The organism is Streptomyces lunaelactis (genome assembly GCF_003054555.1).
Lineage (GTDB): Bacteria > Actinomycetota > Actinomycetes > Streptomycetales > Streptomycetaceae > Streptomyces > Streptomyces lunaelactis.
Window position 1 is genome coordinate 8,116,666 of the sequence record NZ_CP026304.1, and the last position, 22,420, is coordinate 8,139,085.

The following is a 22,420-nucleotide window of genomic DNA, read 5'->3' on the forward strand; positions in this document are numbered from 1 at the left end:
GGGAGGTTCAAGTGTTCACGTCACACGACGGCCTGTGCAGCATCGGCGAACTCGCCGAGCACGCGGGTGTCACCGTCAAGACCGTCCGCTTCTACTCCGACCGCGGCCTGCTGCCGGAGGCCTCCCGCAGCGCCGGCGGGCACCGCCGGTACGGCCCCGGCGCGCTCGACCGGCTGCGCCTGATCCGCTCCCTGCGCACCCTCGACCTGCCGGTCCCCGAGGTGCACCGCATCCTCGACGAGGAGGACGAGGCGGGCAGCGTACTGGAGGACGCCGTCGCCGGGCAGCTGCGCGAACTCGGCTCCCAGCTCAAGGCCCTGCGCTGGCGGGAGGCGGGGCTGCGGCTGGTGCAGGACTGCCCGCCCGGGGAGCGGGCCGACCGGCTGCGCCTGATCGGCGCGGTGACCGCCCCGCCGAGCACGGACCCGCTGGTCCGGTTCTGGCGCGGCTGGCTGCCGCCGCGGATGCCGGCCCGGTCGACCGCCGCGGTCCTGGAGGTGGCGGTCCCGCAGCCGCCCGGCGACCCGGACCCGGCCCAGGTGCTCGCATTCGCCCGGCTGTACGCCTTCGTGACCCGCCCGTGCACGGGCGCCGAGCAGTGCCAGCCCGAGGCGCACAGGGCCACGGGGGCCCGCGGGTCGGGCGTGCTGTACGCGGGCCTGGCCGAGGCGTACGAGCTGGCGGGCGGGCAGCTGCGCCGGGACCGGGGACCGTACGCGGGCGAGGCGCTGGACAGCTTCGTGGCTGCGTACGCGAGCGCGTACGGCACCCGAGACACCCCGGACTTCCGCCGTCTGCTGGCCGGGCAGCTCGCGGCCGACCCGCGGATCGACCGGTACTGGGAGCTGGTGGCCGAGGTGATCACCCCGCCGGGTGGGCGGCCGGAGCCGACCCCCGGGTCCGCGCACGACTGGCTGCTGGCGGCACTGGACGCGGAAACGGCCGCCGCGGCGGCCTGAGCCCGTCATGCGGTTATAGCCGCTTTGAGGAGACGCGTTCGGGCTCACCGAAGTCCGGGTCGCCGGGAGCGCCGTAGAAGCGGGCGTCCCAGGCGGTCAGTTGCCGTGGAGCCGGGCGAACTCGGCGCCCAGCACACGCGATCACCCTCACGCGTGGCCGACGCCTACCGCCTCGCCCAGTCCAAGTCCCAGGCCGAGTCGGCGGATACCGGATGACCAGCCCTCCCGTCCGACGATTAGCGGGCCAAGCGGCCACAGAGTCCGTATCTTTGCGCCATGGGGGATGAGGAAGAGCCGGCACTCTTTGTGAACCGCTGGGGCGACACATCGGATCCGGATCCTCGGGGACGGGGGTCCTACCGGGACATCTGTTCGTGCTTCGATCAGTACAAGGCGCATCCGCGCGCCCGCGTCGGTTTCCACACCGAGCCTCAGGACACCTCCTCCGCGGGCTGGCAGCATCTGCTCGCGCTGATCGAGGAGGCGGCCGCTGACGGCCGGGAAGAGTTCCGTCCGCTGGTCGAACTCAGCCCGCGGGAACGGCGACAGATCGTCACCCTGCCGCCGTCCATCTCCAAGCTGACAGCGGTCAGGCACTTCGTGCTCTACGGCAGCAACCTGGTCCGCGTCCCGCCCGAGATCGGAGCCATGACCAGCCTGGAGGAGTTCACCCCCTACACGTCGCACCGCCTGCACTGGTTCCCCTACGAGATCACCAGATGCTCACGGCTGATCCGCAGCACGGTCAGCACACGGTCGTTGTTCGGCAACTTCAAGCTGCGTCCGCCCTTCCCCCGGCTCCAGCCGCCTCAAGACTCCGCCGCGGAACTCGATCTGACCGGCCTGAACCCCCGCCACTGGGGAGCGACAGCCATCCACACATGCAGTGTCTGCGACCAGCCGATGGAACAGCGTGGGCTCCACCAGGCCTGGATCTCCTTGCGCGTGGCCACCGACATCCTGCCCCTCTTGGCCAGCGCCTGTTCCTCAGCATGCGTGGCAGCCCTTCCCGGCGGCGCACAGGACCACATTCCATCGCCGCACCAAGGCGGCCGAGTCGACCAGCCCGCGCCTGATTGGGACTGAGCGAACGATCAGCGCCCTCAAAGCTTTCGGGCCGTGGCAACCCGGTGCGACAAGCGTGCCTACGTGTTCCATGGCAGACCGAGGCGACCTGCGAGGAGGTCCCAACCGGCTGCAGCAGCTGCCCCGCTGCTGGAGCACCTCGTCACTGCCGGCTGCCTCGGCCCTAAGACCGGCCGCGGCTTCCGCGACTGCGGCTGAGCTGTGTCAGTCCAGGCAGAACTCGTTGCCCTCGGGGTCGGTCATCACGATGAAGCCGGCGCTCATCGGGGGAGCGGGCTCGTAGCGACGTACCCGCGTCGCTCCCAGCGCGAGGAGTCGGTCGCACTCGACCTCCAGTGCCGCCATCCGCTCCTCTCCCCGCAGTCCGGGAGCCGCACGGACGTCGAGGTGGACGCGGTTCTTGGTGACCTTGTCCTCCGGCACCTGCTGGAAGAACAGCCGTGGGCCGTGCCTGTCCGGGTCCTCGATGGCCGATCTCGTGTTGCGCTGCTCCTCCGGTACGCCGACCCGCGCGAGGAAGTCGTCCCACGCGGCCAGCGGGTCGGCGTCCTCGGGCAGGTCGACTCCGGGCGGGCCTGGGTGGACGTAGCCAAGTACGTCGCGCCAGAAGGACGAAAGCGCCCGCGGGTCGTGGGCGTCGAAGGTGACCTGGACGTGGCGGCTCATCGGGTTGCTCCGTTCGTAGCGGGTTTCGTGTGGACCCGGAGCCCGGCGTCGCCGAGGCCGGGCACCCCGGCCGGCCAGACGTCGAGCTGGGCCTCGAGCTGGTCGAGCGCGGTGGCCGCGCTGTCGGCGTACTGCCAGGTCTCGTACGACGCCGTCGGCGCGCCGAAGTGCGCCGCGTTGCGCGCGGCGAGCACGCCGACGATGACGTGACCGAGTCGCCAGGCGATCGTGGTGAGGGCCGCGGGGACTGGCTCGGGGAAGGCGTAGTCCATCGTGAAGTCCCCGGCACCGAACTGCACGGGCGCCGTCGAGCTGCCGCGCGGCCGCACGCTCCGGGCGTCCGGCACCGGCGACCAGAAGTACTCGTCGTCTGTGAGGCCGTCGAGCCGGGCTCGGAGCTGATGGCTCCCGTGGAACTCCCACTGCTCGCGCAGCGTCCGGTTCCAGTCGAGTTCGTCTGCATCCATGGAGCAACCCTGACACCTCTAGCGGACAGGATCGGTCCGCATCTCTGACAGTGTGGGCGACATGGACGCGGCAAGCGGTGACGAGCGGGGGTACGACGGAGCCCGGCCGCCGGGCCCTGTAGGCGGCCTTCGTCTGATCCTGTGCTCCGTCACAGAGGCATAGGAACAGCGCGCCGGCCGTGGTCGTAGGCCACCCCTATTGCGGTTGCCCGCAAATCCCCCGGTCCCGGCGACCCTTGAGCGTGTGTTATCGAAATCTGAGCGACGAAATCGCTGCTTACAGCATCCGTACCTCGGCCTCGGGGAGCTTTGCCCACCAGTGGTGGTAACGGCTGTAGACCGCCGCCTCGCGGTCGCTGAGGAGGGCCGTCAGGGACTGGGCCTCCGCGGCGAGTCCGTCCCAGGTGGCGGATGACAGAGGGTGAAAGGCCGTGGCCTCGATGCCGCCGTCCGCCGGGCGCCACACACCGGCGACATGGCCGTCCACCAGCAGGGTGGGCAGTACGTCGCCGTTGCGCCGGATCACCAGAGGGCGGTAGGCCGGGGGTATCACCCGGCTGCGGTCGGCGTAGGCCAGCAGAATGCTGTCCCACATGGCCATGAGCCGGGGCGGGGCGGGGGTTTCGGCGGGCGGCCGGAAGGCGCCCGGAAGGTCGAACAGCGCGCCGCCGTCCGGCCCCTGGAGCTGCTCGACGGCACTGTCCAGAGCGCGGAGCGCCGCGCGGACGGGTGCCCGCTGCACCATGGCGAACTGCGCCACGTCCGCGACCGACGCGGGCCCGAACCCCGCCAGATAGCGCAGGATCAGGGTCCGCAGCGCCTGAGGCTCCACCGCCCGGTCCGCGGGCACGGGCCCGGTTCCGGCCGCGACGAAGGACGGCCGGTGGCCGAATGACCAGGGCGCATCCGTCGGGGCGTGGTGCAGCGGCGCGTACGCCTTCAGCCCCCACCACGCCGCGTCCTTCTTCTCGGCGCCGAGCCGCTCCTCGGCCCACGCCTGCATCTCTGCCGAGGTCCGCGTCCGACGGGCGAAGGCCAGCAGCTCCGGCACTAGTTCGTCAGCGTCCGAGGGGGTCAGCCCCGAGACGGCGAAGCGGTGGCCGAGCCGGGAGGCGTACAGCGTGGGCTGCATCGCCGCACGGAAGACCGGGTAGTCCTCAGCGTGCACGGCGTGCAGGGTGATCCGCATCAGGGTCGCCTTGACCACCGATCGCCCGGTGAAGGCGGCGTCGAGCTCGGCCGGAGCGAAACCGGTGAGCCGGTTCCACAGGGCGAGGTACGGCGAGGCCGGGTGCTGCGCCTGGAGCGCGACCACGCGCCGCACCCCATCGGGCACGGTCAGCGGCTCACGTTCCAGCAGCAGCTGGCGGCTGAGGGTCGCCCGGTTGAGTTCGCGCGCGGTGATCATCACAGCCCAGGATTCTGCCCTGTCCCGCACCCGTCAGCGCCTCGCTCCGACCGACCGGCGGGGTCCAGATTCTGCGTTCTACCGACCACATCGAGCCTGTCCGGGGCCGCTGTTCCTGGTCATCCACAAAGTCAACCGGGTTCGCTACCTGCGGCATGCCGCCTATGTCGGCGAGGGAGAGTTGTCCGTCCCCGGACGCTGCGTGACGGCCGGTGAAAACCCGCTGCCGACACGGGAGCGGGACTGCGACACTGCGCGGGTGACCACCCAGCAGCACGACCACGCACACGGCGACGGTTAGCGCGGCGCGGTGATGTCGGCCTTGAAGGGGCTGCCGTGGCCGGGCACGATCAGGTCCGCGGCGGCCAGCACGCGGAGCCGGGAGGCGCGCAGTACCTCGCGGTCCGGGGCTACGGGGTCGTCCGCGGGGCCGTCCGAGTGCCACCACAGGTCGCCGGCGAACGCCACCACGCCCGTGTCCGTGCCGGCCAGCAGGGTGATGTCCTCGAGGCTGTGTCCCGGTGTGCGGATCAGCCGCAGCGACGGGGTTAGTTCGTAGCCCTCCGCGTCCCGGTTCCTCCACTGGTCGCCCAGGTACTCCACCTTGTGGTCGTGGACCCTGGCCCGTCCGAACAGGCCCACGTTCATGTTGTTGTCCGGGTGGTGGTGGCTGAGCACCACGTCGGTGATGTCGTCGGGGCCGAGCCCCAACTCCAGGAGCGGGCCGAGGATGTGGTCGCGGCTCGCCACCATGCCCGGGTCGAAGATCACATGCCGGTCGCCGTCGGTGACGTAGGAGACGGTGGCGGCGACTCCGGGACCGGTGGAGCCGACGTAGCCGGTGGTGAGGATCGTGTACACGGCGCTGCGGCCGAGCGGTGCGTCTGTCATGTCCCCCATCGTTCCGGGCAGGCCGGACCGCTGACGAGTGGCACTGCTGCCCCTCATCGCAGGATTCGTGCCACGCGTGCCACACTGCTCCCGTGCCGCCTTTCGTGACCGTTGCCGCGTACGTTCCCCCTGGTGTCGGCATGCTCGCCGTCGGCATCGTCGCCGAGGTGTTCGGCCCTCACGGGGAGGGGCTGCCCGGCTTCGACTTCGTGCTGTGCACCGACCGGCCCGGTCCGGTCCCTACCGACCTCGGCGTGCCGCTCATGGTCGCGGACGGCCTGGACCGGCTGGCGGCCGCTGATCTGGTGATCGCATTGCCATGGGCCGGCTTCCGTACGCCACCCGGTCCCGCTGTGCTTGACGCGCTTTCGGCCGCAAACGAGAGCGGCTCACTGGTCGCGGCCCACTGTGTCGGCACGTTCGCGCTCGCCGCCGCCGGGCTGCTCGACGGCCGACGGGCCACCACGCACTGGCGGTTCGCCGAACTGCTGGCCCACCGCCACCCGGACGTCGTTGTGGACCCCGACGCCCTGTACATCGACGAAGGGCGGATCACCACGGGTGCGGGAGCCGCCGCGGGCTTCGATCTGTGCCTGCATTTGCTGAGGCGGGAGTACGGGGCCGCGATGGCCAACGCCGTCGCCCGCGACATGGTGCTGCCCTCCCACCGGGACGGCGGTCAGGCCCAGTATCTGACCTCACCCGTCCCTGAGGACTGCCAGGACGAGCGTCTCGCCGAGGTGCTCGCCTGGGCCCGCGAACACCTCCACGAATCGCTTCCCGTCGCGGAACTGGCCCGACGCGCCGTGATGAGCAAACGGTCCTTCGCCCGCCGCTTCGCCGCCGCGACCGGCACCACCCCGCACGCCTGGCTCCGGAGCCTGCGACTGAGCAGCGCCGAGGAACTCCTGGAAACCACGGACCTTTCGATCGAGGAGATCGCCCACCGGGTCGGATACGGAAGCGCGGCCGTCCTGCGCGAACAGTTCGTGCGCCGCCGGGGTGTGCCGCCCCGTTCCTACCGCCGCTCCTTCACCAACGCGCCGTAGCCAGCCGGGCGAGCAGACGCCGTTCTGAGCAGGCCGCTCTCCCACAGGCACCTGGCTGCGAGGTGAGCTGCGGATCCCTGTCCAGTCAATCTTCGCCGTCACGAACTGCCCGGTCGTCGGACTGGGGATGCTGACGCCTCTCTCCTTGTCCCTGTTGAGTCGGCGACGGGTGAGAGGTCCACTCCTGCCGCGAGCGCTACCCCGAACCGGTCGGCCGCCGAGGCGCGCATGGGTAGCTGGGCAGGCCTCTTTCCTAGCCGGGCAAGCCTCCCTGCGGGGCAGGCTTGCCCGGTGCACCATGGCCAAGCCGGTGCCACCATGGCCGCAACGGTCGGCGTCACGATGGCCGAGCAGGCATCGCAGCCTGACGCAGTAGCAGCAGACCGTAGTGACCGATCTGCCCGGGCGAGTTGCATGGGCCGTCACACACACGGACGCCCGGGCGAGCGGGATCTTCTGGCTGGCTCAGCTGGTTTACCGAGGGGCGGGAAGTTCCAGGCTGTCTTGCCGGGAGTTCCAGTACGTCCACCGTCGTGGGAGTCGGAGTTCGTAGACCAGAGAGCGCCGTCCGGTGCCGTCGGTGAGGTGGTCGGGCACGACGCCCCAGGCACCGTCGCGGCTTTCGTGGGGCTGGACTGGGCAGCCGGTCAGGTCCAAGGACCACCCGTCGGTGACGCCGTTGTCGCGACCGTCGTGCACGGTGATGGTGCCCCTTGATGGTGAAGTCCTTGCAGAGCAGAGCCTGGTGAGTTCCGTCGCCGCCCGCCGCGAGGACAGCCTGGGCCGGGCGGGCGCGGCCGTCGTGGTCGTCGACCAGGTCGCCGTCGAAAAGAACCTCCAGGTGCGCGCTGTGGAAGTGCCGCACCGTGACCGTGGCCTGCAGCACGATCCGCTCATGCTCCTTCTCCGGGAAGTGCCGGATGTACCCGTGGGGCCACGGGTTCACCGGCTCCCCATGTGGCTCCACGCCAGCGGCGGCCAGGGCGGGTCTTCCCGCGGTACCGGTTGGCATGGCAGCGCAAGCGCGTGCTGATTCGGTGGTGCGCCCTGGTTGCAGCGCTCTACTCTCTGAGGGTCGGAAAAGGGGCTGGGGGACACGTGGATGCTGCGGCCATCGGTGCTCGACTTGCTTCGAGTGCTGTCGTGCCTTTGGTAAGGAAACTCTTCACCGCGGATGGGCCCGGGGCTGGTCTCGTCAATAGGCCGGTCAAGATCTCCGGGCTGGTCACATTCCGTGGAGAGAAGCGGAGTCTGGGCGAGAGGGAGCTGCAGAAAATCACAGCCGAGTTAGTCCGGCGCGCCGTCGCATCCGCCGGCGCCCATGAGCGGCCGGTCAGCGCTGATGAGGAAGCGGCCGTCGCTATCGCCTTAGCCCGCACCGTGCAATGCCTGGGCAACCTGGACATGGATGACGTACAGGCCGTACAGCTGGGGCACAAAGCGCTCGCCAAACGTTTGCGCGATACCGACCCCCACACCACCTACCACCTGTCCGACGACGCCGCACGCCTGCACGACGCGCTGCTGGAGGTCGCCTGTCTCCACATCCTGCATTTCTTCACCCAGCGCTCCACGTTCGTCGCACGCACCCTGGTCGGTCACAGCAGCCAGCTCGCCGACTCCATTGCGCGGATCGACCTGCTCCTTGAGCGCACCCCGTCCTTACTCGCCGAGGACACCATGTTCGAGGCCCGTTACGCCGAGCACATCATCAACAAGCACGGCACCCTGACCATTTACGGCATCGACTTCACCAACTCCCCAGACGAATGGCCCCTGGACACCGCCTATCTCAGCTTGGAAGTGGGCGTAAACGAGCGCGGTCGCCAAGCCCCGATCCGCGCCGAATACATCTTGGCAGGGCGCGATCGGGCGCTGCTGCGCGGAGTCGCGGGTTCGGGCAAGACCACCCTGGTGCAGTGGCTGGCTGTGACCACTGCCCGCCAGGGGTCTGACAATGGACGTCATCTGGCGCCCCTGTCCGGCCGTGTCCCCTTTGTTCTCGCACTCCGCACTTTGACCCACCTGTGGCATGACCTCCCCACCCCCGGCCGCTTCCTGGCCGCAGTCCGTAGTCCCCTGGCCGAGGCGCAACCTCGCGGCTGGACCGACCGCGTCCTGCGTGCGGGACGTGGGTTGCTCCTGGTGGACGGCGTGGACGAAGTACCGGAAAAAGTCCGCGAACGGACCAAAGTCTGGCTCCGCGACCTAATCTCCATGTACCCGGACAACCTGTGGCTCATTACTTCCCGCCCGTCAGCCGTACGCGACCGATGGCTGGAGGCCCAGGGATTCACCGAACTGTCCTTGGCTCCCATGAGCCGCGGCGATGTCACTCACTTCATCCGCCGCTGGCACACCGCTGCGCGCAGCGGTGACGACGCCGAGCGCCAGCTGCTGGACGCCTACGAGCAGTCACTGACGGCTGCCGTCCGAACTAAGGGAGACCTCTCCCGCCGCGACATCGAGCGGGACATGTCGGCCATAGACGGCATCGAACTCACCGAAGAACCTAAGACCCAGTTTCTTCAGAGACTGGCCTACAAGTTCCTCCTGAACGGCAAATCGGAACTTGAGCGTACCCAGGCCGAAAGAATCATCGCCCAGACCCTCCCTTCCGTCTCGGCGGCCGTCAGCCAGGGCACCGCCCAAGAGGTCTTTCGCCACCTCTTGCTTCGCAGCGGTGTCCTACGCGAACCCGTTCCCGGGACCATCGACTTCATCCACCGCACGTTCCAGGACTATCTTGGTGCCAAGGCGGCGGTAGAGGAGGGAGACCTGGCTCTTCTGGTCCTGCGTGCTGCGGACAGTCAGTGGGAAGACGTCATCCGCATGGCCATAGCCCACGCACGCCCCAGTGAACGCGCCGAGCTCCTGGCCGAACTCATTGCCCGCGGCGATACCGCGAGTACACATCGTCGCCGTACCCAGCTGCACCTGCTGGCCATGGCGTCCCTGGAGCACGCCACCCAGCTCGCCCCCTCGATCCGCACCGAGGTGGAACGCCGCGCCAGCGCCCTGATCCCGCCCAAGAGCGTTTCAGAGGCGCGTGACCTGGCTCAGGTAGGACCGGTCGTCCTGGAGCTGCTTCCCGGGCCCGAGGGGTTGGAGCCGGAGGCAGCCACTCTCACCGTGCAGACAGCGATGCTCATCGGAGGTGACGCCGCCATACCCATCCTCGCCCGCTATGCCGACCACCCGGATCTAGGAGTGCGCACCCAGCTGGCCATCGCCTGGCACCACTTCGACACCGACCAGTACGCTGAGGATGTGATCTCCCAGATGGCCGGGGAAGACATTTACTTCGACGTACTGACGCTCGCGGAACTCGGCGCGTTGCAAAACCTCGGCGGTCGCGCACGACTGCGTATCGGCGAGGGTTTGGGCTCCAACAACCTCGTGGCCGGCATCGTCCACCGCAAGCTCACCCACCTGTGGCTCCAGGCCGACCAATCCGTCACCTGGTACTGGCTGGCAGCTTTCTCGCAGCTGCACACCTTGATCCTCGACCACAGCGCCACGCCCGTGGATCTGTCCTCTCTGGCCGCCCACCCCACGCTGCGTACGATTGGCATACACCCGGACCAAATCCTGGTCGACGCGGGGTCACTGCACGAGCGTTTCGATGTCATCGACGCCAGCAGGGTCAATGGAGCAACCTGACTCGGATAGACCGATGGACGTCGAGTAGCAGCCTCCGGCTTCTGGGTCCCGTACAGTCCTGAGGCTCGCGCTCGTATCGGCGGGCCGATGTCCGGAGTGTCTCCGGATCAAAGTCGAGTCTGCGCACACGGATGGGGAACCACCGTCACCACAGCCAGCATGGCCGTGGAAGCTGGCGATTCTCTCCAGTCCGCTCGGTTCCAGCGCTACGTAACCGAATTCCAGCACGAGGTCAGCGCCCACTCGGTCGACCCGTCTGCGATCGCGTTCGACGACTAATTGCGAGACCCCCGCGCGCGCTTACGAGCTCGGGGGAACTGAGATCGGGGCGTGCTGGCCTGGCGGTTCGGGGGTGATTAGCAGGCGGCCTGCTGGGCCGGACGGGGTGCCTGCTGGGACAGACGGCCCGGGTCACGGCTGCCGCCGTACGCTCGCCGTACTACGTGAAGGACCCGAGGGAGGGGCAGTGGAGAAGCGGGAACGGGCTACGGCCATGATCAGCGAAATGCTCCAGCGTCTGGCCGAGGGGCAGCGGCTGGAGATGGACCGCGTCGCCGTGCTGCGCCTGTGGAGCGGCGGGGACACACGGGCCCGGGCTCTTGCCGTGCTTCACGGCATCAAGGAAGACGCTGCCGCGCTTCCGTGATGACTATGGCTGAATAAGGACCGCGCTGACAACGCGCGGCCAGCACCTCTATCTCCCATCTCTGGGGGCGGGAGTCGTCCGTCTCGGTCAGGCCGGCGCGCCGCCGAATCCGATCTCGTTGCCGTCCGGGTCGCGAAAGGTGGCCTTGCGGACGCCGTTGGAGTAAGTCTCGCGTTCGTCCGGCTGCAGACCCCGCTCGGCGATCTGGGAGAGGCGGGCGTCGAAGTCGCCGACGAAGACGGTGTGCATCGCATGCCCGGCATGCTCGGGCCGCACCTCGATGAACACGTACCGGTGGTCGGCGAGCTCCCACACCGCCTCGGTGTCGTTGGGCAGGAACGCAGGCGGGGCACCGAGGAGTCGCTCGTACCAGGCCGCCGCCGTGGTGTAGTCGCGGACGGGGATGCCCGCGAACAGATCTACGGTCATGAGGCCATGCTAAGCACGCTGGCGCCTGCGCAGGAGTCCCATGAGTACGGGTTGCCCCTGCCTCGCCGGAATCGCCTACCGGGTGCTCCGGTAGGTGCTCAACGACGGAAGACGGCTACAGGCGGAGGCATCATGCTGGCCGCGCTTCGCCACGTCATGTCATCCGTGCCGGGTGAAGATCTCCCGGACCGCGGCCAGCGCGTCGTCCTTCTCTGCGGCGCTGTCGTACCAGCTGTCGGCATGCTGATGCTCGATGAACGCCTCGGCGGTGAACTCCTGGCCGAACATGTAGTTGTCGAGACAGTAGCTGAATCCAGACTCGATCATGGGGTCCAGACCCTCCTGATCGCAGTGGTCCAGGAATCCTTCGGCGGCCCACCATTGCTCGCCGTCGAACCAGAAGACGCCGCCGGCGTAGTGGATCGTCTCGTCCGTCTCCGGATCCGTGATGTTCAAGGATTCGTAGTTCTCGGGACGGTTGCGCACCAGTTGGACGAGGTCCTCAGGGACGTCGCCATAGAGCGACTCCTGCGCGGCGTAGGTGCCTTCGGCGTAGAGGTTCAGCGCCGTCTCGTGATCGAAGGTCAACAACATCGCGCGACTGTCGGGCGTGAAGTACCACACGGCCGACTGCCCACCGCTGTCATTCCAAGCGAACCGTTCCGCGCCGTCCACCGTCATCGACGGGACATCGACAATCTTGTTGATGATCGCCGCGCGTCGTCGTATCTCCGCGATCGGGGTCGCCTTGAGAGCGTCCCAGGTGTCGTCACTCATGGGCACAGGTTAGTGACCGCCTTCCGCCACTCCGCGACAGGGCGGAGAGTGGAATCACAACCTGACGGCCCTGACGGTGGCGGACCACGGCTGTGAACTCGCGTGCGAGGTCTCAGGCGGTGGTGATTTCTGGGCACGCACTCCGCATGGTTTCCAGGCCTGCCGTGTCCGAGGGGCTGAGCTGCTCCTGCGGGCGCATGATCCACGAGGTGATGGTTCGAGGGCTGGGAGTCACCGCGTGGAAGGGGATGGCCGTTCCTCTGCGGACGGACGACACGTAGCGGTTCACGACGTGGTAGCCGCCGGTGTAGCCGAGCGCGAGTAACTCGCGGTAGAGCTGCATCGAACTCGTGCAGCCGGTCTTGAAGCGGTGCTGAGCGTAGTAGGCGAACGGGTCTAGGACACCTCGGCCGCGGTCCCGAGCCGAGGCGAGAAGGGAGTAATCGTCAATACCTGTGGATCGGCGGTTGCCTGAGCGGCGCCCTGTCCGCGGAGGAAAAGCAGGTGCGCGTGGCTCGTGGTGCTGCCAGGCTGCGCCGGTGAACCGTGAACAGATCTCCAGGCTCGCCCATGCTGACCATCCGATAGCCTCCCCGCTCGACGACGACTCGGTGCGCCGGCTGCTGGAACGGGGCATCCCCCGCGGCGATGAGCGCGTACTCGACCTTGGCTGCGGCGGCGGGGAATGGCTGCTGCGCGCCCTGGCCACGCGTCCGCACCTGCGGGCCGAGGGCGTCGACATCTCCGAAGGCTCCCTGGCGCATGCCCGTGAGGCCGCGAGCAATCTCGGCGTCCACGAGCGCCTCGTCCTCCACCACCAGGACGCCGCGGACTTCGCCTCCACGCACGCGTTCGACCTGGTGCTCAACATGGGGGCCACGCACGCCTTCGGTGGCCTGCTGCCCACGCTCGCGGCGGCACGCAAGCACCTGGCTCCCGGCGGACACGTCCTGATCGGCGAGGGATTCTGGGAGCGCGAGCCCTCTCCGGAGGCCGTCGAGATGCTTGGGGACTTCACCGACCTGTCGACCACTTTGGACCACGTCGCAGCTGACGGGTGGACACCCGTCCATGGGCACATCAGCACGCGCCAAGAACTGGACGGTTACGAATGGGCCTGGTCGGGGTCGCTTGCCGCCTGGGCCCTTGATCACCCTGCCGACCCGGACAGTTTCCAGGCACTCGCGGCGGCTACCACCCATCGCTCCGAATGGCTGCGCGCCTACCGGGACACCTGGGGCTTCGTCAGCCTGGTCCTGCGTCGGACGTCCGACTGACCCTGGACCGCCCGGCCCTGCCCTGACACATCACGGACATCCCCTGGGCCGGGGTACGGCGCCCCGTGGTTCAGCCGTCCCTCTCAGGCTGCCGCGTCGGATCGTTCGACGAGTCGTCCGGCCTCGAAGCGGGCTCCGGCTCGGACGAGGGCGTTGAGGTGGGGTGCGTTGACCGCGCGCCAGCGTTCCTGAGCGGACTCGATCAGCTTGAAGACCATGGCGAGAGCGGCCGTGCGGCTGCCGGCGCCCTTGGTGACCTTGGTCCGTAGGCGGACGGTGGCGAAGGTCGACTCGATCGGATTTGTGGTGCGTAGGTGGATCCAGTGCTCGGCGGGGAAGTCGAAGAACGCCAGCAGCTGCTCCTGATCGTCGGTCACTTTCCTGACGACCTTGGGGTACTTCGCGCCGTAGAGCTGCGCGAACGTCTTGATGGCCGTCTGGGCGTGCTGTTTGTCCTCGGCGTTGTAGATGTCCTGGATGGCCTTCTTCGCGCCCGGCTGCGCGGACTTGGGCAGGGAGTCGAGCACATTTGCGGTTCTGTGAACCCAGCACCTCTGTGCGCGGGTGTCGGGGAACACTTCCGTAAGGGCCTTCCAGAAGCCGAGGGCACCGTCGCCGACCGCGAGGACCGGAGCGCGCATGCCCCGGCGGGTGCAGTTCCGCAGCAGGTCCGCCCAGGACTCGCCCGATTCACGGTAGCCGTCCTGGAGCGCGACCAACTCCTTGGAACTCAAGCTCTCTGTTCAGGTAGCGCCGCACCGGTTCCCGTGGTGTGGCGCCGCGTCAGCACCCCGGGAACCGGACCGCAGGCGCAGATCAGAGCTGGAACTCCGCGGGAGACACTCCCAGCGCCGCGCAGACCTCCCGGATGATCATCTGCTCGGCCTGGGAGAAGTCGCCGTCGGCACCCGCGATGACGATGCCGGTCTGGATCACCGCCCTCGCCTCGGTCGGCTTCTTGGCAGTCTTGGCGATGTCCTGCATCGCCTCGGCCTTGCCCTGCTGGAAGTTGTGGGTCAGCTGGTCCACATGCTTGTTGAAGCGCTGGCGCAACTGCTCCGGCGGAAAGTTCTGAAGCACCTCATTGCTGAGGATCGTCGACTCGACGTGCTGCCGCTCGGCCGGGTCCACATGCCCGTCGGCGGCCGCGACCAGTGCGCACATCGCCATGCTTGCGTCCCGGTAGGCACCGCTCTTCAGCTCGGTCTTGAGGGAGCCGAGCTGAGTCTTCAGTGCGCTGACCAGCTGGGCGCGTGAACCACCGCCGGATCCCGCGCCGCGGCTCCGTCCGCCGGTCGCGCCGCGCCCGCCCTGGGACTGCTGCAGAGTCCTGGCCTGGTCCTTGAGCCGGTCCCACACTGCCATTGACGTCACCTCGGTATTCGTCTGAGTCATCTGTCGCAAACCCGCTCGCGCGCGCTCACCGGACCAACGGCCGGATCCGGGCAAAGGTTCCGCAAAGTGCGGCGACCCTGCCCTCGTTCGGTGTTCCATCCCTCACGGACCCCATCGCGCCTCAGCCACCCATGCTCCGATGCGCACCTCGGGACCGGGAGCGTGCGGGATCGGACTCGACCTCGGGTTCGGCAGGCAAGAAGGCGTGCAACCCCTCTTTCTACGAGGGGTACTGCCCGCCGATGCCCTGGTGGTCGGCCTGTTGCGCGATGGCCAGGCGGGCCGGGTCGGTGAACTCCCGCTCGACCGACTCCTGCAGCAGGCTCATCTCTGCTCGCACAGAGGTGTGCTGCGGCGGCGGCAGGGCGTTGAGCAGGCCATCGAGCATCGCGCGGAGCCTTCGGCAGATCTGCACGGACGATTTTCCGTAGTCGCGGATCTCGCAGACGGCGAGCTGAACGTAGTTCTCCCAGTCACGCCCCGGTAGCACGAGCCGGGCGTGCCCCTGGCGATCGGCCAGAACGTAACGACCGGGGAGGCGCGTGCTGCCGACCGTGTGCAGGAACGACTCGATGTAATTGACCACCTGCACCGCGGTCGTAGGGTCGTTCACTGCTGGGGAGAGGGCCCTGATGGCGATGTCGACGAGGACCCTCAGAGCGAAGGCAGGGTCCTGTTCGATGGTGCGCTCGTCCCCGAGGGCGATGAGATCGGTCACCCGGTCCGGGTCCGGTTTCGACGTGCCCCCGTGGACCTCGACGACGACGGTGCCGGGCGGTACGAAGTCTCCGATCAGCCGGGTCACGACGAAGACGCAGTCGTGGCGCGCTGCCTCCGCGACCAGCCCGGCCACGTTGAACGCCTGGATGGCTCCACCGCGTCCGCTACGAATGGGCATCACCGGACCGTCGGACGGCACGGTTCCGTCTCTGCGCGGCGCCGCGCCCCGGATCGCCGCGGCCCCGGTCGTGAAGACGGCCTCTCCCATGCGCGCGACCAACTCGGCGATGGCCACCGGTCTGAGACTGTGGGTGAACCTGTTGAGGTAGATGAGCAGGAGCACGAGGCTGATGGCCACCGCCGCGCCGGCCAGGGTGACCCCGAGGTCGGGGACGGAGTCGGATTCGATGCTGCGCAGCAAGGAGAACGCGAACGCGAACGTCCCGGTGAAGGTCGCCAGCACCGCTTTCTGCAGCCGGTCCCGGTACCACAGGCGCATATATCGAGGGGAGAGGGTTCCCGTTGCCTGCTGCACGACGAGTACGCCAATGGTGACGACGAATCCGAGCAACGCCACCATCGCCCCCACGATGGCGGTGAGCACGCCGCTTGCCGTCGTCGCGGAGTAGTGCCAGCCGCTCGGCGGCCAGTCCGCGCTGTCGGTGGTGAGAGCGAGCTCAGCGAGAAGGGCGCCGAGGATGAGACCGAACATCGGCACGATCCACAGGCTTGCCTTGACGTATTGCCGCAACCTGAATCTGGCCGCCCAGGACGTCAGGACACCCACGTCACGCCCCCTTCACCCGGAGGAGTCCGGTGCTCATGAGGCACACGAGACCGCGGGCTCCCTGGCGGGACCACTGTCACCTCACGGTAGGGCCGTTCTCGGACCGGCGCAGCGGCAATGCTCCCGCCGCCACCTCGTGCGACTCCCTCGCCAGGACGGGACGACATCGTCGGCCTAAGCTGACCGAATGGCACCCGGTCCACTTCGTGCGCTGTGTAACGGTGCCCGGTCGTTGTCGACCGGGGCCGAAAGGGGCTCAGGATGGACGACTACCCCCTGATCGAGAACCACGGCCTGATCGGTGATCTACAGACGGCGGCTCTCGTGACCACCGATGCGACGATCGACTGGTTCTGCTGTCCGCGCTTCGATTCGCCCAGCGTCTTCGGCGCTCTGCTCGACCGGCACAAGGGCGGCCACTTCACCGTCAGGCCGACCGCGGACACCTACGCCACCAAGCAGCTCTACCACCCGGACACCGCCGTTCTCGTGACGCGCTTCATGACCGAGGCCGGGGCGGGCGAGGTGGTCGACTTCATGCCGGTGACCGGCACGACGGCGACGGACCGGCACCGTCTGGTCCGCATGCTGCGCTGTGTCCGTGGCAGCATGACGTTCGAAGGGGAGATCGCTCCGCGCTTCGACTACGGCCGTAAGCCGCACGAGTTGCACATCTCGGAGCACGGGGCCTTGTTCACTTCGGAGGACATGGACCTCGCTGTCCACGCCGTCCGTGAGCCGCAGGACGACCGGCTGCTGAACATCCTCTCAGGTGACAAGGACCTGCGTTTCACCCTGACTCTACAAGCGGGGCAGCAGCGCGGCCTGCTCATGGAGTCGTCCCCCGGCGGACCGCCGCACGAGGTCCGAGTGGCGGAGTTCGGGCAACTCTTCGACGAGACGGTCCAGTTCTGGCGCTCGTGGCTGGGCCAGTCCACCTATTCGGGCCGTTGGCGGGAGGCGGTGGAACGTTCGGCTGTGACGTTGAAGCTCATGACCTACGCGCCGACCGGCGCCGTGGTCGCCGCCCCCACGACGGCTCTGCCTGAGCAGTTGGGTGGAGAGCGTAACTGGGACTACCGGTTCACCTGGATCCGTGATGCGTCGTTCTCGGTGTACGCCTTGCTGGGCCTGGGTTTCAAGGAAGAGGCGGCGGCGTTCATCAGCTGGCTGCACGACCGGGTGAAGGAAGAGGCAGGCCAAGGAGACGGCACCGGGCCACTGAACATCATGTACCGCGTCGACGGCTCCTCCGACCTGGTCGAGGAGACCCTGGAGCATTGGGAGGGGTACCGCGGCTCCGCCCCGGTCCGCATCGGCAACGGAGCAGCGAGCCAGCTGCAACTGGACATCTACGGTGAGGCGCTCGACAGCATCTACTTCGCGCACCGGCACGGCATGCATCTCGACAACGGGGGCTGGACCGCGCTGCACACTCTTCTCGACTGGCTCGTCGACCACTGGGATCAGCCCGGAGAAGGGCTGTGGGAGACCCGTGGCGGCCGGAAGGACTTCACCTACGGCCGCGTGATGTCCTGGGTGGCCTTCGACCGCGCCCTGCGGATCGCCTACGACGACGGCCGTCCCGCGGCCCGCGGCCGCTGGGTGGACGCGCGTGACGAGATCTACACGCAGGTACTCAGCCGGGGATGGGACCCTAAGAAGCAGGCCTTCGTGCAGCATTACGGCGACGATGTGCTCGACTCGTCGCTGCTGCGTATGCCGACGGTCGGCTTCATCACGCCGGACGATCCGATGTGGAAGTCCACCCTGGACGCGATGGAGCGCGAGCTGGTCAGCGACAGCTTGGTCTACCGATACAACCCCGAGGCGTCACCTGACGGGCTGCGCGGCTCCGAGGGAACCTTCTCCCTGTGTACGTTCATGTACGTCGACGCCCTGGCGCGAGCCGGACGCACCGATCTGGCCAGGCTGGTGCTGGAGAAGATGCTCACCTACGCCAACCACCTCGGCCTGTACTCCGAGGAGATCGACCTGACGGGACGACAACTGGGAAACTTCCCCCAGGCGTTCACCCACCTGGCGCTCATCGATGCGGCCATCACGCTGGATGCGACGCTCAACCAGGCGCCGGGGGGCGGGAGATAGCGGAGCGAAAACCACAGCGCAGGTTCAACTCGCGGAGGGTCCGGGCACCAGCAGCACGACGCTGTCGCCTTCCTCTGCCGTGACCTGCTGCTTTTCTGTGACCGGCACCAGCCGGCGGTTGGCCCGCACGACGAAGAGTCTGTCGTGCTCCGGCGGCAAGGAGGAGGAGGCAGGCTGGACCATGAAGCGCGCTCCACTCTCGTAGCGCGTCGCCAGGACGTGCCGCACGAGCGAACTGCCGAAGAGAATGTCGCCGCCGGTGTAGGGAGCGATGACTCCATGGCTCTCGTGCGGCGGCCCGACCCGGTAGACAGGGCCCTCGACACTGTCCTGCATCACGACCGAGGCGAGTGCGTTGAAGTCGTCGTCGTCGGTGGCCAGGAGCACCGCCGACACGCCCTCCAGCCGCGCCCCGGGGTCGGTGGCGATGGCCAGCAGGTCACCACTGGCCAGTTCGACCCCCGCTTCCCGGATCCGTTCCCGCTCTTCGTCGTGCCCCGCCCACATCAGCACGTCGACTCCGGCGGAGCGCAGCGCTCTGCCCATGTCGATCACCCACGGTTCGCCACCCACCAGCAGCAGGCGGGTGCCCTCGGGTTTGACGACACCCAGCCGTCGCGCCACGGGCGCCGCCGTCAGCGCGTACAGCACAACGGTTCCCACGATCACCAGGAAGGTGACCGGGAGGATCCTGGCAGCTCCGCCCACTCCACGGTCGACCAGGCTCGCGGCGAAGGCCGATGCCGTGGCGGCGGCGACAATGCCGCGCGGCGCCATCCAGCCGATGAAGGCCCGCTCCCCCGGGCTCAGACCCGAGCCCGCCGTCGCGGCGAAGGCCACGAGCGGGCGCACCACCAGGACGAGGATCGCGATGAGGATGAGCGAGGGCAGAAGGACGGGTACCAGGGATGCCGGGGTGACGGTGGAGGAGATCGAGACGAACAGCAGCCCGATGATCAGCTGGACCAGGGTCTCGAAGAAGGGGCGGCGGGCCGGCATGTCGAAGCCGCGCATGTTGGTGACGGCCAGTCCCGTCACGATGGCGGCAATGAGCCCGGTGTCGTCCCGCACGATGTCGCAGCCCGCCGACACCGCGATCACGACGGCGAGCTGCGCCAGCGTGCCGAGGGTCTCGCCCAGCCGCAGCGTACGCAGCGTCAGCCACAGCAGCGCGGTTCCCACGGCTCCGCCGATCAGACCGACGAGCAGGCTGAGGCTGAACTGGCCCAGCTGGTAGCCCCGGCCGATGTCGATCTGGTGCGACGAGGCGATGGCGTGGAAGACGAGTGCCCCGAGGATGCCACCGATGGGGTCGGTGAGTGTGCCCTCCCAGATGAGGATGCGTCGCGCCTTGTCGGAAGGCCGTACGTACTCCAGCAGCGGACCGACGACGGTCGGCCCCGAGACGACGAGAATCACTCCGAGCATGCAGGCCACTCGGAGCGGCATGTCGAAGAGGGCCGGCGACACCGCCCCGACGACCAGGAACGTGACGACCACGCCCATCAGCAGCAGCCGGACCACGATCCACCGGGTGTGACCGGTGAGCTTGCGCAGATTGAGGCCCAGGCCCGCGTCGTAGAGGATCACCGCGACCGACATCGACACCAGCGCCGAGAACTCCGGGCCGATCAGCCGGTCGGGATGGATGACGTCCGTGAGCGCACCCGCGGTGAACCCGGCCGGCAGCAGGAGGATCAGAGCCGGGACCCGCAGCTTGCTCGCCAGGATCTGTGATCCGGTGGCGAGCACCAGGGTCAGTGCGATGCCGAGGAGGATCTCGTCGTCGGTCACGGCGGCTTTCCTTCGTAGGAGTCCGGAGGCTTGAGGAGTTCGGCCGCGGTCTGGCCGGTCAGCCGTTCCCGGCCGGACCGTCGCTTTCGGCACCGTCTCTTCGCAGGCCGGCGTCGGTGAACGCTTCCAGTTCGCCGTGGGTGTCGAGCCAGTACGGGAACGCGACAGCCAGCACGACGAGCACCAGGGCCCAGCGTGACGAACGCCAGCCAGGTCAGGGTGGCGGGTGAGCCCGCGCCGTCGGCCACGGTCAGCGAGAGGGAACGGGTCGAGGTGACCGCCTCGGCGACCCTCATGTTCTCGTGGACGATCCAGGGCTGGCGTCCCACCTCGGTGGGACGCGGCCGCACTCGACGGCCACGACGGAGGCGAAGCCGGCGCACGCCGCGCTGCGGTAGAACCACAAGGGAAGGTCAGCCGCCGGTGATCGGGGTCTGGATGGCGCCGGGGGCGACCGCTTTTACCCGGATCTTCTCCGGGGCCATTTCCTGCGCCAAGGTCGCCGTCATCATCTGCACCCCGCCCTTGGACGAGGCGTGGTTGACGTGGGCCGACCAGCGGACGATCCGGTGTACGGAGCTCATGCAGATGATCTTGCCGGCGCTCAGGAGACCTCCGGGACGACCCCGCGGCGCCGGAACTCCTTGGTCGCCTCCCGGGCGCACAGGAACTGGCCGGTGAAGTTGACGTCCAGCACCTTCTGCCACGGGGCGAGGGTCATGTCGGTGAGGCGCGCGTCCCGCTGCAAACCGGCATTGGCGACCAGGATGTCGATCGTCCCGAACTCGTGGACCATCCGGTCCATCATGGCGATGACCTGGTCCTCCTGGGAGACGTCCGCCTCGTAGGCAGCCGCGCGGGCCCCGAACGAGGTGATCTCGTCGACCACTTGCCGGGCAGCGTCTACGGCCGGTCACATAGTTCACGACCACGTCGGCGCCGGCCCGGCCCAGCCCGATGGCCGTGGCCTTCCCGATGCGCGAATCGGCGCCGGTGACCAGGGCTTTCCGGCCCTTCAGCAGACGCTCCGGAATGACACCCTGCGGTGCGCCCACGGTGGAATCCATGCTGCCCTGCCTCCTCGCTGCGCGGCTCCGGTCCGCCCGGCCGCAGCCGGCCTGGCACGGGGTCACGCAATCACCGGCAGCGGCGGGCGGCCTGTCCGGCGAGCCGCCCCAGGACCGCCTGGCGGAGCATCTTCGCCCGGCCGGCCCAATGGCGCCGGCCGTCAGCCCAGGCGCTCCACGAGGTGGTCGCCGACCCGCAGAGCATTGGCGACGGCCGTCAGGGACGGGTTGACCGCGCCGGCGTTGGCCGTCCCGGCGTATTTCCCGCACGACGCAGCACGCCGTCCGCCGGACAGAACCTGGGCGGTGGTCCCGGCCCGGGGGCCACCCGCGTCCCGGCTGTCAGCACAGCACGCTGAGCGCCCCCGGTTGCACCCTGACCGTGACCGGAAGCGTCGCGTCAACCTCGCCGTCCGCGCCGTAGGGGATGTCCCGGTCGGCCTCGATACGGATCTCCTTGCCCCGCAGCACCTCCACCTGCGGCCGCTTCAGATGGGCGCCCGTCTTGAGCTCGTTCATCATCGCGAAGAACAGCCGCCTGGGTGCGTGCTGGATCACGACGACGTCCAGCAGCCCGTCGTCGAGCCGCGCGCCCGGGGCGATATTGCGGCCGAAGCCGTAGAAGCCCGAGTTTGCGGCGACGACCGTGTAGCCGCGCCGCTCGTGCACCACGCCGTCGACCGTGATGCGGTACGCGGCGGGCCGCCACATCACCACGGCCCGCAGTCCGCCCGCGTAGTACGACGCGGCACCGCGCAGCAGCCGGGAGGTGTTCGCGTGCCGGTTGGCGACCGCGTCGACGCCCGCGTACACACTGCCCAGTACGGACGCCCTGTCATGGACGGCCGATTCGACCTCGATGGTGTCGATCGGCTTCGGTGTGCCGTGCAGCAGCACCTCGGCGAGGGCCGCAGGGTCCGTGGGCAGCCCGAGCGCCCGGGCGAAGTCGTTGCCGCGGCCGGCCGGTACGAGCCCGAACACGGTGTCCGTGCCGCTGAGCACCCCGCCGATACAGCCGGCTATGCCGTCGCCGCCGACGGCGAGCACGATGTGCCCTTGCTCGCCGGCCTGCCGCGCCAGCTCCCCGGCGTGCTCCAGGCTGCGGCTGTATTGCGTGTCGATCTGCGCCCCGGCCTCACGCAGGAGGCGGGCCAGCGGAAGCAGGGCCGCCGTACCGCTGGAACCCCCTGCGGCGGGGTTGACGACCGCGGTGAACTGTCGCATGTGTGC

At 68.6% G+C, this 22,420-nt stretch carries 20 protein-coding genes and 2 pseudogenes; 8 read left to right on the forward strand and 14 right to left on the reverse strand.

The window, feature by feature from the left end; genetic code table 11:
• Positions 1–11 precede the first annotated feature (11 nt).
• Together SLUN_RS37090 and SLUN_RS37095 are read left to right on the forward strand one after the other, a co-directional pair.
• Positions 12–959: a helix-turn-helix domain-containing protein gene (locus SLUN_RS37090; RefSeq protein WP_108154248.1), complete on the forward strand. Its 948-nt coding sequence runs from the start codon at positions 12–14 to the stop codon at positions 957–959.
• A 276-nt stretch (positions 960–1,235) separates the two neighbouring features.
• The gene (locus tag SLUN_RS37095) at positions 1,236–2,045 is read left to right on the forward strand and encodes a leucine-rich repeat domain-containing protein (protein WP_217505022.1); all 810 of its coding nucleotides are present in this window, start codon (positions 1,236–1,238) and stop codon (positions 2,043–2,045) included.
• A 204-nt stretch (positions 2,046–2,249) separates the two neighbouring features.
• Here SLUN_RS37095 and SLUN_RS37100 read toward each other — a convergent pair whose 3' ends face one another.
• From SLUN_RS37100 to SLUN_RS37115, 4 genes are all read right to left on the reverse strand, one after another.
• Positions 2,250–2,711: a VOC family protein gene (locus SLUN_RS37100; protein WP_108154249.1), complete on the reverse strand. Its 462-nt coding sequence runs from the start codon at positions 2,709–2,711 to the stop codon at positions 2,250–2,252.
• Positions 2,708–3,178 carry a DinB family protein gene (locus SLUN_RS37105; protein ID WP_217505021.1) on the reverse strand — a complete coding sequence of 157 codons (471 nt, stop codon included), beginning with the start codon at positions 3,176–3,178 and terminating at the stop codon, positions 2,708–2,710. The genes SLUN_RS37100 and SLUN_RS37105 overlap by 4 nt, the downstream gene beginning before the upstream one ends.
• 277 nt (positions 3,179–3,455) lie before the next feature.
• Positions 3,456–4,589 carry a winged helix DNA-binding domain-containing protein gene (locus tag SLUN_RS37110; protein WP_108154250.1) on the reverse strand — a complete coding sequence of 378 codons (1,134 nt, stop codon included), beginning with the start codon at positions 4,587–4,589 and terminating at the stop codon, positions 3,456–3,458.
• A gap of 294 nt (positions 4,590–4,883) precedes the next feature.
• The gene (locus SLUN_RS37115; RefSeq protein ID WP_108154251.1) at positions 4,884–5,477 is read right to left on the reverse strand and encodes an MBL fold metallo-hydrolase; all 594 of its coding nucleotides are present in this window, start codon (positions 5,475–5,477) and stop codon (positions 4,884–4,886) included.
• A gap of 140 nt (positions 5,478–5,617) precedes the next feature.
• On the opposite strand from SLUN_RS37115, the gene SLUN_RS37120 reads away from it, so the two are divergent.
• The 4 genes from SLUN_RS37120 (at position 5,618) to SLUN_RS37140 (ending at position 10,835) form a co-directional block, all read left to right on the forward strand.
• The gene (locus tag SLUN_RS37120) at positions 5,618–6,526 is read left to right on the forward strand and encodes a GlxA family transcriptional regulator (protein ID WP_108154252.1); all 909 of its coding nucleotides are present in this window, start codon (positions 5,618–5,620) and stop codon (positions 6,524–6,526) included.
• Positions 6,527–7,196: 670 nt separating this feature from the next.
• A complete protein-coding gene (locus tag SLUN_RS37130) occupies positions 7,197–7,559 on the forward strand; it encodes a hypothetical protein (RefSeq protein WP_159100426.1) in 363 nt (120 codons plus the stop codon).
• 65 nt (positions 7,560–7,624) lie between these two features.
• A complete protein-coding gene (locus SLUN_RS37135; protein WP_257153871.1) occupies positions 7,625–10,189 on the forward strand; it encodes an NACHT domain-containing protein in 2,565 nt (854 codons plus the stop codon).
• Between the two features lie 466 nt (positions 10,190–10,655).
• A complete protein-coding gene (locus SLUN_RS37140; protein WP_108154255.1) occupies positions 10,656–10,835 on the forward strand; it encodes a hypothetical protein in 180 nt (59 codons plus the stop codon).
• An 87-nt stretch (positions 10,836–10,922) separates the two neighbouring features.
• On the opposite strand, the gene SLUN_RS37145 is transcribed toward SLUN_RS37140, so the two are convergent.
• The 3 genes from SLUN_RS37145 to SLUN_RS37155 form a co-directional block, all read right to left on the reverse strand.
• A complete protein-coding gene (locus tag SLUN_RS37145) occupies positions 10,923–11,264 on the reverse strand; it encodes a VOC family protein (protein ID WP_108154256.1) in 342 nt (113 codons plus the stop codon).
• A 159-nt stretch (positions 11,265–11,423) separates the two neighbouring features.
• Complete coding sequence (locus tag SLUN_RS37150) at positions 11,424–12,041, reverse strand: hypothetical protein (RefSeq protein WP_108154257.1); 618 nt, start codon at positions 12,039–12,041, stop codon at positions 11,424–11,426.
• Positions 12,042–12,153: 112 nt separating this feature from the next.
• Complete coding sequence (locus SLUN_RS37155; protein ID WP_108154258.1) at positions 12,154–12,384, reverse strand: hypothetical protein; 231 nt, start codon at positions 12,382–12,384, stop codon at positions 12,154–12,156.
• Between the two features lie 196 nt (positions 12,385–12,580).
• On the opposite strand from SLUN_RS37155, the gene SLUN_RS37160 reads away from it, so the two are divergent.
• Positions 12,581–13,318, forward strand: coding sequence for an SAM-dependent methyltransferase (locus tag SLUN_RS37160; RefSeq protein ID WP_108154259.1), 738 nt, complete (start codon positions 12,581–12,583; stop codon positions 13,316–13,318).
• Between the two features lie 83 nt (positions 13,319–13,401).
• On the opposite strand, the pseudogene SLUN_RS37165 reads toward SLUN_RS37160, so the two are convergent.
• From SLUN_RS37165 to SLUN_RS37175, 3 genes and pseudogenes are all read right to left on the reverse strand, one after another.
• Positions 13,402–14,043, reverse strand: a pseudogene (locus SLUN_RS37165) (IS256 family transposase); the annotation flags it as partial.
• A gap of 91 nt (positions 14,044–14,134) precedes the next feature.
• Complete coding sequence (locus tag SLUN_RS37170) at positions 14,135–14,683, reverse strand: tellurite resistance TerB family protein (protein ID WP_108154260.1); 549 nt, start codon at positions 14,681–14,683, stop codon at positions 14,135–14,137.
• A 250-nt stretch (positions 14,684–14,933) separates the two neighbouring features.
• Complete coding sequence (locus SLUN_RS37175; protein ID WP_108154261.1) at positions 14,934–16,220, reverse strand: DUF2254 domain-containing protein; 1,287 nt, start codon at positions 16,218–16,220, stop codon at positions 14,934–14,936.
• Between the two features lie 261 nt (positions 16,221–16,481).
• On the opposite strand from SLUN_RS37175, the gene SLUN_RS37180 reads away from it, so the two are divergent.
• Entirely contained in the window at positions 16,482–18,329 is a 1,848-nt protein-coding gene (locus SLUN_RS37180) for a glycoside hydrolase family 15 protein (protein ID WP_108154262.1), read from the forward strand.
• 24 nt (positions 18,330–18,353) lie between these two features.
• On the opposite strand, the gene SLUN_RS37185 is transcribed toward SLUN_RS37180, so the two are convergent.
• From SLUN_RS37185 to SLUN_RS37205, 4 genes and pseudogenes are all read right to left on the reverse strand, one after another.
• Entirely contained in the window at positions 18,354–20,123 is a 1,770-nt protein-coding gene (locus SLUN_RS37185) for a cation:proton antiporter (protein WP_108154263.1), read from the reverse strand.
• 58 nt (positions 20,124–20,181) lie between these two features.
• A complete protein-coding gene (locus tag SLUN_RS41835) occupies positions 20,182–20,307 on the reverse strand; it encodes a hypothetical protein (protein WP_257153872.1) in 126 nt (41 codons plus the stop codon).
• Positions 20,308–20,548: 241 nt separating this feature from the next.
• Positions 20,549–21,190: pseudogene (locus SLUN_RS37195) on the reverse strand (SDR family NAD(P)-dependent oxidoreductase); the annotation flags it as partial.
• Between the two features lie 342 nt (positions 21,191–21,532).
• Positions 21,533–22,414, reverse strand: a complete 882-nt coding sequence (locus SLUN_RS37205) for a YegS/Rv2252/BmrU family lipid kinase (protein WP_108154265.1) — start codon at positions 22,412–22,414, stop codon at positions 21,533–21,535.
• Positions 22,415–22,420 lie beyond the last annotated feature (6 nt).